This is a genomic window from Pseudomonas sp. PA-4-8C (assembly GCF_021606625.1).
Classification (GTDB): domain Bacteria; phylum Pseudomonadota; class Gammaproteobacteria; order Pseudomonadales; family Pseudomonadaceae; genus Aquipseudomonas; species Aquipseudomonas lactis.
This window is the reverse complement of sequence record NZ_WKCD01000185.1, coordinates 1-11,071: the sequence shown is the minus strand read 5'-3', so window position 1 is coordinate 11,071 and position 11,071 is coordinate 1. Positions and strand designations below refer to the sequence as shown.

Sequence of the window (11,071 nt, the reverse complement as noted above, 5' to 3'; positions counted from 1 at the left end):
GCTTCGGCCACCTGCGTGCTGAACTTCGATGGCGCCAAAGGCTTTTTGATTGGCGAGGCGAACAAGGGCCTCAACTGCATGTTCACCATGATGAACCACGCACGCCTGGGCACCGGCATGCAGGGCCTGTGCAACGGCGAGGCGAGCTTCCAGGGCGCGATCAAGTACGCCAATGACCGTTTGCAGATGCGCTCGCTGACCGGTGCCAAGGCCCCGGAGAAAGCCGCCGACCCGATCATCGTGCACGCCGATGTCCGCCGCATGTTGCTGACCATGAAAGCCTTCAACGAAGGCAACCGCGCCTTGACCTATTTCACCGCGCAACTGCTCGACACCGCGCACCTGGGCAGCGACGCCGGCCAACGCCAGGAAGCCGAGGACCTGTTGGCCTTCCTCACGCCGATCTGCAAAGCCTTCATGACCGAAACCGGCCTGGAGGTGACCAACCACGGCATGCAGGTATTCGGTGGCCATGGCTATATTCGTGAGTGGGGCATGGAGCAACTGGCCCGTGACGCACGTATCGCCCCGATCTATGAAGGCACCAACGGCATCCAGGCTCTGGACCTGCTCGGGCGCAAGGTATTGGGCAGCCAGGGCAAGTTGCTGCGTGGGTTTACCAAAATTGTGCATAAGTTCTGCGCGGCCAATGCCGAGCATGCGCAGCTCAAGGCCCATGTGGCGCAACTCAATGAGCTGAACCAGCAATGGGGCGAACTGACCCTGAAGGTCGGCACGGCATCGATGAAAAACCCTGACGAAGTGGGCGCGGCGGCCATGGATTACCTGATGTACAGCGGTTACATCATCCTTGCCTACCTGTGGTTGCGCATGGCGATCGCGGCGCAAGCCCAGGATGACCCAGGGGTTGCCCAGGCGAAGCTTGCGACCTGCGACTTTTATTTCAAGCGCCTGTTGCCGCGTACGGCCATGCACCGTGCTGCGGTGGAGGCGGGGAGCGAATGCCTGATGAGCTTACCGGCGCAGGCCTTTGCACTGTAGAGGTCACTGATTGCTCGGGGTCAAAATGTGGGAGCGGGCTTGCCCGCGAATGCGCTGGTACAGTCAAAGATGTAGCGACTGACACGCCGCATTCGCGAGCAAGCCCGCTCCCACAATGGTTTGTATGTGACTTATAAATACTTAATGGTCACGAATGGACCCTATGTGTCTTAAAAGTTGTTCGGGTACACTCGACGCCTGTAAAACCGATCCTATCGAATCACTTTTCACGTTCTCACGAGGTTTGCCATGGCTGATTACAAAGCGCCGTTGCGTGATATGCGCTTCGTCCTCAACGAAGTTTTTGAGGTCGCTAATACTTGGGCCCAGTTACCGGCATTGGCAGACAGCGTTGACGCCGAAACTGTCGAGGCGATCCTGGAGGAGGCCGGCAAGGTCACTGCCAAATCCATTGCCCCGCTCAGCCGCGGCGGCGATGAGCAAGGCTGCCAGTGGGCAGACGGCGCCGTCACGACGCCCGACGGTTTCCCTCAAGCCTACAGCACCTACGCCGAAGGCGGCTGGGTGGGGGTGGGCGGCGACCCGACCTACGGCGGCATGGGCATGCCCAAGGCCGTGTCGGCGCAGGTTGAAGAAATGATCAACTCATCGAGCCTGGCTTTCGGCCTGTACCCGATGTTGACCTCCGGCGCCTGTGTCTCCATCAACACTCACGCCAGTGATGAACTCAAGGCCACCTACCTGCCGAAGATGTATTCCGGTGAGTGGGCCGGTTCCATGTGCCTGACGGAAGCCCATGCCGGTACCGACCTGGGGATGATCCGCACCAAGGCCGAGCCTCAGGCGGACGGCTCCTACAAGGTCAGCGGCACCAAGATCTTCATCACCGGTGGCGAGCACGACCTCACCGAAAATATCATCCACCTGGTGCTGGCCAAGCTGCCGGACGCACCGGCCGGGCCCAAGGGCATCTCGCTGTTTCTGGTGCCGAAGTTCCTGGTAAATGCCGATGGCAGCCTGGGCGCGCGTAACCCGGTGAATTGCGGCTCCATTGAACACAAGATGGGCATCCAGGCCTCCGCTACCTGTGTGATGAACTTCGACGAAGCCGTGGGTTACCTGGTCGGTGAGCCCAACCGTGGCTTGGCGGCGATGTTCACCATGATGAACTATGAGCGCCTGGGTGTTGGCATTCAGGGCCTGGCGTCGGGTGAGCGGTCCTATCAGAACGCGATTGAATATGCCCGCGACCGTCTGCAGAGCCGTTCCCCGCTAGGCGCGCAGGCCAAGGACAAGCCGGCAGACCCGATCATCGTGCATCCGGATGTCCGTCGCATGTTGCTGACCATGAAGGCGGCGAACGAAGGCGGCCGGGCGTTCTCCACCTACGTGGCGACGCAGTTGGACATCGCCAAGTTCAGCGACGATGCCCAGGCGCGCGAGCGTGCCGATAACCTGGTGGCGTTGCTGACGCCGGTGGCCAAGGCGTTCCTTACTGACCTGGGCCTGGAAACCACCGTGCTTGGCCAGCAGGTGTTTGGCGGCCACGGTTACATCCGCGAGTGGGGCCAGGAGCAATTGGTGCGTGACGTGCGCATCACCCAGATCTACGAAGGCACCAACGGCATTCAGGCCCTGGACCTGATGGGTCGCAAGATCGTCGGCAGCGGCGGTGCGTTCTATACCTTGTTCGCCGATGAGATCCGCCAGTTCATCGCCGCATCGGGCCCTGAGTTGGCCGAATTCACCAAGCCGCTAAGTGTGGCAGTGGATAACCTGGATGAGTTGACGGCCTGGGTGCTGGACCGCGCCAAGAGCGACGCCAATGAAATCGGCGCGGCCTCGGTGGAATATCTGCATGCGTTCGGCTACATGGCCTATGCCTATATGTGGGCGCGCATGGCCAAGGCGGCGTTGGGTAAAGAGGGCGAAGAGGATTTCTACGCCAGCAAACTGGGGACTGCGCGTTTCTACTTTGCCCGTCTGTTGCCGCGTATCCACTCGTTGAGTGCGTCGGTAAAAGCCGGTAGCGAATCACTGTTCCTGATGGATGAAGCCCTGTTTTAAGGGTGCGGAGGGCGTGTAAGCATTCTCTTACATGACGTGCTGCTAATCGTCCTCTATCGCCACATTGGATCCACGGCTAATCTACTTCACATGGACGTCGCGCAGGAAGCGCAAAGCAACAACACGGACACGTAGGATTCTGCCAGGATGGCGGAGTGAAATGGATGTCAGGGAAACAGTCTGCAAAGCCCCGCTTCGGCGGGGTTTTCTTTTGCCCGCGAAAAAGTCAGGCGCTTGCCGACGGGGCATTCATTACGTCTTCCAGCAGGGTGCGCAATAACGCCACCGTCGCCTGCTGGCGTTGCACATCGCGGCATACCAACCCGACTTTCAGCGGTACCCTGGGCTCGCTCAAGGGTTTCCACAGCAGTGCCTTGCTGTTGTGCTCGTCCTGGGAGCGCCCAGGCAGCACCGTCGCCAGTCGGGTGTGAGGCAGGCTGTCGAGAATGCCCACCATGGTATTGAGCTCCGCCTGCACTTGCGGACGCCGCCCGAGGTTGGACAGTTGGCCTTGCCAGATCTGCCGAACCTGAAACTCTTCCCCCAACAGCAACATCGGTAACTCGGCGGCTTGTTTGAGCGAGACTTTCTTGAACTCGCGCAACGGATGGTCTTCGGGAATCACCACTTTCAACTCGTCTTCATACAGCAGCACGCCATGCAGGCCCGGTTGACGGGGTGGCAGGTAGCTGATGCCGATATCGAGGGAGCCATTGAGCAACCGCCGTTCAATCTCAAGCCCGGTCAGCTCGTAGATCTGCACCACTAGATGGGGCTGGGCTTTGCGCACGCGCTCAAGCATCTGTGGCACCAGGCTGGTGTGCACGGTTTGCAGCACGCCGATGGCCAGGGTGCGCATGGCTTGGCCCTTGAAATTGCGCAGCGCCTCCACGGCTTGCTGCATGCCATCAATCAGCGGCAATGCGTGGTTGTATAAGGTGTGGGCCGCCAGGGTCGGCAACAGGCGCTTGCTGCTGCGTTCGAACAGGCTGACGTCGAGGTTCTGTTCCAGTTGGCGAATCTGTTGCGACAGCGCTGGCTGGGAGATCGACAGACGCTCCGCGGCACGGCCTACGTGGCCTTCCTCATACACCGCGACGAAATAACGCAGTTGCTTGAAATCCATAAGGTTTGCTTATCGAAAAAGCTGGAAAATCGAAATGGCCGCTGGCCCCCGAGACGCCTAGTCTAGCGCCTATTCGCAGGGCTTACAGGGCCGGATCGGACAATGAACAGCGTTTTTGTTGATAGCGTTTACATAGGCAAGGCAAAAAATCTGAACGCCTCACTGGCAGGTGGCATCGACCAAGGTCAGGTTGCCAGTGGGGGTGAAGTGTGAACTTGTTCCGTCGCTCTGCGCCGAGTCTGGATGACCTGGTTGTGCATGCCCCGCGTGCAGAGGTTTCCAGCCAGTGCCTGATGCCCACTGTGGCGCGCCCGCCCCAGGTGTTTGTGCAGGGGCAGGGTTCCTGGCTTTCGGACGCAGACGACCGCGCCTATCTGGATTTCAGTCAGGGTGGCGGCGCCAATAGCCTGGGCCACAGTCCCCAGGCCGTGCGCGACGCCATTGCCGAACAGATGCACAGCGTGATCAACCCTGGCCTGGGTTTGCACAACCGTGCGCAACTGGACCTCGTCGATCGTCTTTGCCATCACACCTGCAGCGACCAGGCCTATTTGCTCAACAGCGGTGCCGAAGCCTGTGAAGCGGCCATCAAGTTGGCACGCAAGTGGGGCCAACTGCATCGCGGTGGCGCTTACCACATCATCACCGTAAGCAACGGCTGTCATGGCCGTAGCTTGGGGGCGATGTCGGCGTCGGATGTGGCCTGCGAAAACCGTTTCGAACCGCAGTTGCCAGGTTTCAGCCAGGTGCCGTTCAACGATCTACCGGCCCTGCATGCAGCGGTGGATGCGCAAACCGTCGCTATCATGCTGGAGCCGATCCAAAGCGGCGGCGGTGTCATCCCCGCGACCGAACATTACCTCAAGGGCGTCGAACGCCTGTGTTGTGAGCTGGGGATTCTGCTGATCTTCGACGAAGTGCAAACCGGTGTGGGCCGCTGTGGCAGCTTGCTGGCCGAACAACAATACGGCGTGCGCGCCGACATCATTGCCCTGGGCAAAGGCCTCGGCGGTGGCGTGCCGCTGGCGGCGCTGCTGGCGCGTGGTACTGCCTGTTGCTTCGAGCCGGGCGAGTTGGACGGTACGCATCATGGCAATGCGCTGATGGCATCTGCGGGTATCGCGGTACTCGACGCTGTATTGGCGAACGGCTTTCTCGAGCATCTGCGCGAATCCGGCTTGTACCTGGCAGAAGGCCTTGCCCGCCTGGCCTATCGTTACGGCCATGGGCCCTTGCGCGGCAACGGGCTGCTTTGGGGCCTGACACTGTCGGACGATTGCGCCGCAGCAGTGGTCAAGGCCGCGCTGCACGAAGGCCTGATTCTCACCGCCTCACAACCTGACTGCCTGCGCTTTACCCCTGCGCTGAACATCAGCAAAACCCACATCGACGAAATGCTGCTGCGGCTTGCCCGCGCCTTTTCTCGGGTGCGCACCGCTCAAGTGCAATGCCGCAAGGGCATCGCCGTTTGACCCCAGTTTCCTGAACCGTCTCGCGGCATACGCGGCGCCTCCAGCCTGATTCTTTTGGCTGGGGGCGTTTTTTTGTCTGGGTAATTTCTGGTGTGAAAACGTTGATTGAGCCTCCCTGGGAACAGTGGTTTCTTAGCGGACGTCGGCAAGGACCGCCGATGGGGCACAGCGTGCTCGACTTTTAATCTATACCACTGGGTGGTATGTTTTTGGGAAGGGACCTCCATGAAGCTCAGGTTGTTTAAAACACGGCGATTTGCCGAGGCGGCCAACAAAGCCTGGATCTGCGATTCGGAGTTGAGGGAGGCGTTTGGCGAAATGCTGAGGGGGCAGGCAGATAATCTGGGCGGTGGTGTCTGGAAAAAACGCCTCAATCAAAATCGACATCGTTCAATCATATTGGCCAAGGGTAGGCACTATTGGGTTTATCAGTTGCTGTTCGCGAAGAAGGATCAAGGCAACATTACGCAGAGCGAACTTGTTTGGTTTCGATCACTGGCCAAAACTTATGAAAGGTTAAACGAAGCACAGATTCAGCAAATGCTGGATCTCAAGGAGTTTGTGGAGATACATCATGACCAAGAAGTATAAAAGCGAGGCGTTTGAGTCCATTCACCAGTCAGCCAAGGCACTTCATGCTGTCGGCGCCATCAGCAAAACCACTTTGCGAGAATATGATGAGGCATGTTTATCCATGCCAGACCAAATCCCTGCCGAACAGATCAAGCAACTACGGGAAAGCAGCCATGTCAGCCAGCCTGTATTCGCCCGCTACCTGAACACCAGCGCGTCCACGGTCAAAAAATGGGAGTCGGGAGAGAAACGGCCCAGTGGCATGGCGCTCAAGTTATTGAGCATCGTGCAAAAACATGGGCTGGAGATTCTGGCCTGAGATGGCCCAATGCCAGAATCCACTGAACCCTCACGAACCGCCAAGGTCGATTAGCTACACGGCTCACACGAGCCGATTTTCTGGAGCTGACCCATGGACATCATTCGTATCATCATCGCCATTCTGCTGCCGCCATTGGGTGTGTTCCTGCAAGTAGGTTTCGGCGGTGCCTTCTGGCTGAATATCCTGCTGACCCTGTGCGGTTACTTCCCTGGCATCATCCACGCGGTGTACATCATCGCCAAGCGTTGAGGCCCTCAGCCTTTTGCAATGAGCCTTGAGTTGCGCTCATTGCGAAAGGCCAGTTGCTCGATGGTCTGGGTGGCCTGTTCGGCTTCTTCCCGCGCCTGAAGGATGATGCCGTGCTGCTCGGATTTGCTGCAGACCGGGTCGGCATTGCTGGCGTCACCGGTGAGCATGAAGGCCTGGCAACGGCAGCCGCCAAAGTCCTTTTCTTTTTCGTCGCATGAACGGCACGGCTCGGGCATCCAGTCGTAGCCACGAAAGCGATTGAAGCCAAACGAGTCGTACCAGATGTGCTGCATGCTGTGGTCGCGCACATTGGGAAACTGCACGGGCATCTGCCTTGCGCCGTGACAAGGCAGGGCGGTGCCGTCGGGTGTGACTGTCAGGAAGATGCTGCCCCAGCCATTCATGCAGGCTTTGGGTCGCTCCTCGTAATAATCCGGTGTCACGAAGATCAGCTTGCAGGGGTGGCCTTCGGCTTCCAGCTTGGCACGGTATTCATTGGTGATGCGTTCGGCGCGTACCAACTGCTCGCGGGTGGGCAGCAAGCCCACGCGGTTGAGCTGTGCCCAGCCGTAGAACTGGCAGGTGGCGAGTTCGACGAAATCTGCTTCCAGCGCAATGCACAGCTCGATGATGCGGTCGATCTTATCGATATTGTGGCGATGGGTGACGAAGTTCAGCACCATCGGGTAGCCGTGGGCTTTCACCGCTCGGGCCATTTCCAGTTTTTGCGCGAAGGCTTTTTTGGAGCCGGCCAGCAGGTTGTTCACCTGTTCGTCACTGGCCTGGAAGCTGATCTGGATATGGTCCAGGCCGGATTTCTTGAAGTCGCTGATTTTTTGCTCGGTGAGGCCGATGCCCGAGGTGATCAGGTTGGTGTAGAAACCCAGCTTGCGCGCCTCGCCGATCAGTTCGGCCAAGTCCTGGCGCACCAGCGGCTCACCGCCGGAAAACCCCAACTGCGCCGCGCCCATTTCACGGGCTTCGCGAAATACCTTGATCCATTGTTCGGTGCTCAGCTCCTTGCCCTGCTCGGCGAAATCCAGCGGGTTGGAACAATACGGGCACTGCAGCGGGCAGCGATAGGTCAGCTCGGCCAGCAGCCACAGCGGCAGGCCGATGGCGGGTTTCTCAGGCAAGGGTGATCCAGTGCTCAGCACGGGCGACCTCCATGAATTGCTCGATGTCGTCACCCAGCTCCGGTACGCCGGGGAACTGCTTGTCCAGCTCGGCAATGATGGCCGCCACGTCGCGCTCGCCGTCGATCAGGCCGCCGATCAATGCGGCGCTATCGTTGAGCTTGATCATGCCTTCGGGGTAGAGCAGAACATGGCCTTTTTGTGCAGGCTCGTACTGGTAGCGATAGCCCTGGCGCCAGGTCGGTTTTTTACTGCGATCAAAGCTCATAGGGTGATCCCTTTATGCCATACCCGCTGCTCGGTCACGCTGTGATAGGGCGGGCGTTTGAGTTCGTAGGCCATGCTCATGGCGTCCAGCATGCTCCACAGGATGTCCAGTTTGAACTGGAGAATTTCCAGCATGCGCTCCTGCCCCTCGCGGGTGGTGTAGTGCTGCAGGGTGATCGCCAAGCCGTGTTCCACATCGCGACGGGCCTGGCCCAGGCGTGTGCGGAAGTACTCGTAACCGGCCGGGTCGATCCACGGGTAATGCTGGGGCCAACTGTCGAGGCGCGACTGGTGGATTTGCGGCGCGAACAGCTCGGTCAACGAGCTGCTGGCGGCTTCTTGCCAGCTGGCGCGGCGGGCGAAGTTGACATAGGCGTCCACGGCGAAGCGTACACCGGGCAGCACCAACTCCTGGGAGCGCAATTGGTCGGGGTCCAGACCCACAGCCTGGCCCAGGCGCAGCCAGGCTTCGATACCGCCGTCTTCACCGGGCGCGCCGTCATGGTCGAGCAGGCGCTGGATCCATTCGCGACGGATTTCACGGTCTGGGCAGTTGGCCAGGATCGCCGCGTCTTTCAGCGGGATATTCACCTGATAGTAGAAGCGATTGGCGACCCAGCCCTGGATCTGCTCACGGCTGGCGCGGCCTTCGTACATCGCCACATGATAGGGGTGATGGATATGGTAGAAGGCGCCCTTGGCGCGCAAGGCGGCTTCGAACTCCGCCTTGCTCAACGGTGTGTCGGTCATTTCGAATGCTCCTACAATTCAATGCTCATGCCGTCGTAAGCCACTTCGACATTGCGCCGCATCAGCTCCGCTCGCTCGGGAGAGTCTTCATCGAGGATCGGGTTGGTGTTGTTGATGTGGATAAGCACTTTGCGCTGTTTGGGCAGTTGCTCCAGCACTTCAAGCATGCCGCCGGGGCCGTTCTGTGCCAGGTGGCCCATCTCACGCCCGGTGCGGGTGCCGACGCCACGGCGCTGCATTTCATCGTCGTCCCACATCGTGCCGTCGACCAGCAGGCAGTCGCTGCCGGCCATGATCTCCAGCAACGGTGCGTCGACCTTGCCCAGGCCCGGGGCGTAGAACAATTTGCCGCCGGTGCGCAGGTCTTCGACGATCAGGCCAATGTTGTCACCGGGGTGCGGGTCGAAACGATGTGGCGAATAGGGCGGTGCGGCGCTACGCAACGGCAGCGGGGTGAAGCGCAGGTTGGGGCAGGCCGGGATGGTGAAGCTGGCGTCCAGCTCGATGCGGTTCCAGGCCAGGCCACCGTTCCAGTGGGTCAGCATGGTGAACAATGGGAAGCCGGTGCTCAGGTCTTCATGGACCATGTCGGTGCACCACACCTGGTGTGGGCAGCCTTCGCGCAGGCTCAGCAGGCCAGTGGTGTGGTCGATCTGGCTGTCCATCAGGATGATTGCGCTGATGCCAGTATCGCGCAGGGCGCGGCCCGGTTGCATGGGCGCAAAGCCCTGGAGCTGCGCGCGGATATCCGGCGATGCATTGCAGAGCACCCAGTTCACGCCATCGTCGGAGATCGCGATGGACGACTGGGTACGCGCGTGGGCCCGCAGGCTGCCATTACGAAAACCTGCGCAGTTCACGCAGTTGCAGTTCCACTGCGGGAAGCCACCGCCGGCGGCGGAACCTAGAATCTGGACAAACATGATCGCTCCCTCAAGCACAGCTCAAAACAAAAACGCCCCGGGCGAACCGAGGCGTTGTATTACTCAGCCAATCAACGGCTGGCGAAGTACATGGTGACTTCGAAACCGATACGCAGATCAGTGTAAGCAGGTTTGGACCAGGTCATATTCTTACTCCTATCAAGGGATGGGACGTTCACTACCAAGTAATACATATAGTCCACCTCCCATTGGAGATGTTCAGATATTGCTGCGCAATGTTACGCAATTTTATTCAAGTTAGCGCTGTCTCGGTGGAGAAAGCCTGTTGCAGGGTTGGCAATGATCACGACGCCGCTTGCCAGTCGTCGTTGATACACCGCCCGTTGGCCACGCATTGCCAGCCGCCTGCGGCGTCATTGAGTTGCTGCGCGGCGTGCTGCACATCCTCGCGTGTGCGCTGTTGAATCAACTGTTGAAGCTGATCCAGATAACGCGACGAATGACCTGCCAAGTGCGCATGCCAGAGCAACTCGGCAGCCTGGTTGACGGGTAGCGCCTGGGCCGCGAACTGCTGCGCAAGGGCCTGGTTACCCAAGTCGGGGCAGCGCTCGATCAACGACGGCAGTTGTTCGAGGAAGGCCTGCAACTGTTCGACGATGCCGTCCAGAGAAGTGCTGGGCGATTGCACCCCAAACAGCAGGCCGGTTTGGCCGTTGATTTGTCGGATGCCACTGAACACGGCGTAGCCGATTTGCAGTTCGACTCTCAAGCGCTGGTAGAACGGCCCTTGCAGCACGTGCCCGAGTAACCGCCAGTTGGCTTCATCGGCGAGGGTTTGCACAGGCGTTGGGCAAAATAGCAGTAGCGCCGCCTCGCTGGATTCGGTGTTGACTGCGTGCCAGCGCTTTTGTCCGTCAAGGGCCTGAGGTGTGAAAGGCAGAGTTGCCGGTTGCCCAGGCAACCGGGCCGCTGCGGCTTTGATCGCCGCTTCACAGCTGGCGGGCAAGCCTGTGACCAGCCCCTGCCAGCGTGCTGTGGCCCAGGACGCTGTCGTCCCCTGAGGCTCGGGTTGAACACCGGCACAGCAAGCAGGCAACGCCTTGAGCAGTTCCCGGATGGCGATCATCGGCACGGGAGCGGGCGGTGGCAAAGGTCCATTCGAGTCACTCAGACACCGCGCCAACGCTTCGAGCACCGCCGGCATGGGCTCGTGGAGGCCGTGCATCTTTACCTGCCAGTCAGTGGCGATAGTTTCGCAAGAC

Annotated in this window: 13 protein-coding genes; 6 read left to right on the top strand and 7 right to left on the bottom strand. The window is 59.7% G+C overall.

Annotated elements, in window-relative coordinates:
* Both GIW04_RS21720 and GIW04_RS21715 read left to right on the top strand, forming a co-directional pair.
* Window positions 1-1,002, top strand: a 1,002-nt coding sequence (locus GIW04_RS21720) for an acyl-CoA dehydrogenase C-terminal domain-containing protein (RefSeq protein ID WP_236479188.1), incomplete at its 5' end; no start/stop codon positions are given.
* A gap of 249 nt (window positions 1,003-1,251) precedes the next feature.
* A complete protein-coding gene (locus GIW04_RS21715; protein WP_120247551.1) occupies window positions 1,252-3,030 on the top strand; it encodes an acyl-CoA dehydrogenase C-terminal domain-containing protein in 1,779 nt (592 codons plus the stop codon).
* A gap of 226 nt (window positions 3,031-3,256) precedes the next feature.
* On the opposite strand, the gene GIW04_RS21710 is transcribed toward GIW04_RS21715, so the two are convergent.
* Complete coding sequence (locus tag GIW04_RS21710) at window positions 3,257-4,156, bottom strand: LysR family transcriptional regulator (RefSeq protein ID WP_003194779.1); 900 nt, start codon at window positions 4,154-4,156, stop codon at window positions 3,257-3,259.
* Window positions 4,157-4,365: 209 nt separating this feature from the next.
* Between GIW04_RS21710 and GIW04_RS21705 the strand changes: the two genes are divergently transcribed.
* The 4 genes from GIW04_RS21705 to GIW04_RS21690 all read left to right on the top strand — a co-directional run bounded on the left by GIW04_RS21705 (window position 4,366) and on the right by GIW04_RS21690 (window position 6,772).
* Window positions 4,366-5,628 carry an aspartate aminotransferase family protein gene (locus GIW04_RS21705; protein ID WP_120247552.1) on the top strand — a complete coding sequence of 421 codons (1,263 nt, stop codon included), beginning with the start codon at window positions 4,366-4,368 and terminating at the stop codon, window positions 5,626-5,628.
* Between the two features lie 225 nt (window positions 5,629-5,853).
* Complete coding sequence (locus GIW04_RS21700) at window positions 5,854-6,219, top strand: type II toxin-antitoxin system RelE/ParE family toxin (RefSeq protein WP_014720198.1); 366 nt, start codon at window positions 5,854-5,856, stop codon at window positions 6,217-6,219.
* Window positions 6,203-6,520 (top strand): helix-turn-helix domain-containing protein, encoded by a 318-nt coding sequence (locus tag GIW04_RS21695; protein WP_073525830.1) that lies wholly within the window; start codon window positions 6,203-6,205, stop codon window positions 6,518-6,520. Before GIW04_RS21700 ends, GIW04_RS21695 begins: the two co-directional genes overlap by 17 nt.
* A 93-nt stretch (window positions 6,521-6,613) precedes the next feature.
* A complete protein-coding gene (locus GIW04_RS21690; RefSeq protein ID WP_003194776.1) occupies window positions 6,614-6,772 on the top strand; it encodes a YqaE/Pmp3 family membrane protein in 159 nt (52 codons plus the stop codon).
* Window positions 6,773-6,777: 5 nt separating this feature from the next.
* Here GIW04_RS21690 and pqqE read toward each other — a convergent pair whose 3' ends face one another.
* The 6 genes from pqqE to GIW04_RS21660 all read right to left on the bottom strand — a co-directional run.
* Window positions 6,778-7,908 (bottom strand): pyrroloquinoline quinone biosynthesis protein PqqE, encoded by a 1,131-nt coding sequence (gene pqqE, locus GIW04_RS21685; protein WP_052224634.1) that lies wholly within the window; start codon window positions 7,906-7,908, stop codon window positions 6,778-6,780.
* Window positions 7,901-8,176, bottom strand: a complete 276-nt coding sequence (gene pqqD / locus GIW04_RS21680) for a pyrroloquinoline quinone biosynthesis peptide chaperone PqqD (RefSeq protein WP_003194772.1) — start codon at window positions 8,174-8,176, stop codon at window positions 7,901-7,903. The genes pqqE and pqqD overlap by 8 nt, the downstream gene beginning before the upstream one ends.
* Window positions 8,173-8,925, bottom strand: a complete 753-nt coding sequence (gene pqqC / locus GIW04_RS21675) for a pyrroloquinoline-quinone synthase PqqC (RefSeq protein ID WP_003194770.1) — start codon at window positions 8,923-8,925, stop codon at window positions 8,173-8,175. Before pqqC ends, pqqD begins: the two co-directional genes overlap by 4 nt.
* An 11-nt stretch (window positions 8,926-8,936) precedes the next feature.
* On the bottom strand, window positions 8,937-9,848 hold the full coding sequence (gene pqqB / locus GIW04_RS21670) for a pyrroloquinoline quinone biosynthesis protein PqqB (RefSeq protein WP_003194767.1): 912 nt from the start codon (window positions 9,846-9,848) through the stop codon (window positions 8,937-8,939).
* Between the two features lie 71 nt (window positions 9,849-9,919).
* Window positions 9,920-9,994, bottom strand: a complete 75-nt coding sequence (gene pqqA, locus GIW04_RS21665) for a pyrroloquinoline quinone precursor peptide PqqA (RefSeq protein ID WP_003194766.1) — start codon at window positions 9,992-9,994, stop codon at window positions 9,920-9,922.
* Window positions 9,995-10,152: 158 nt separating this feature from the next.
* A partial coding sequence (locus GIW04_RS21660) for an insulinase family protein (protein WP_236479187.1) occupies window positions 10,153-11,071 on the bottom strand: 919 nt, incomplete at its 5' end.

Bases quoted from the DNA above. Each gene is read 5' to 3' on its own strand.
- GIW04_RS21715 (WP_120247551.1), top strand. From the start codon at position 1,252: ATGGCTGATTACAAAGCGCCGTTGCGTGATATGCGCTTCGTCCTCAAC.
- GIW04_RS21710 (WP_003194779.1), bottom strand. From the start codon at position 4,156: ATGGATTTCAAGCAACTGCGTTATTTCGTCGCGGTGTATGAGGAAGGC.
- GIW04_RS21700 (WP_014720198.1), top strand. From the start codon at position 5,854: ATGAAGCTCAGGTTGTTTAAAACACGGCGATTTGCCGAGGCGGCCAAC.
- GIW04_RS21695 (WP_073525830.1), top strand. From the start codon at position 6,203: ATGACCAAGAAGTATAAAAGCGAGGCGTTTGAGTCCATTCACCAGTCA.
- GIW04_RS21690 (WP_003194776.1), top strand. From the start codon at position 6,614: ATGGACATCATTCGTATCATCATCGCCATTCTGCTGCCGCCATTGGGT.
- pqqD (WP_003194772.1), bottom strand. From the start codon at position 8,176: ATGAGCTTTGATCGCAGTAAAAAACCGACCTGGCGCCAGGGCTATCGC.
- pqqC (WP_003194770.1), bottom strand. From the start codon at position 8,925: ATGACCGACACACCGTTGAGCAAGGCGGAGTTCGAAGCCGCCTTGCGC.
- pqqB (WP_003194767.1), bottom strand. From the start codon at position 9,848: ATGTTTGTCCAGATTCTAGGTTCCGCCGCCGGCGGTGGCTTCCCGCAG.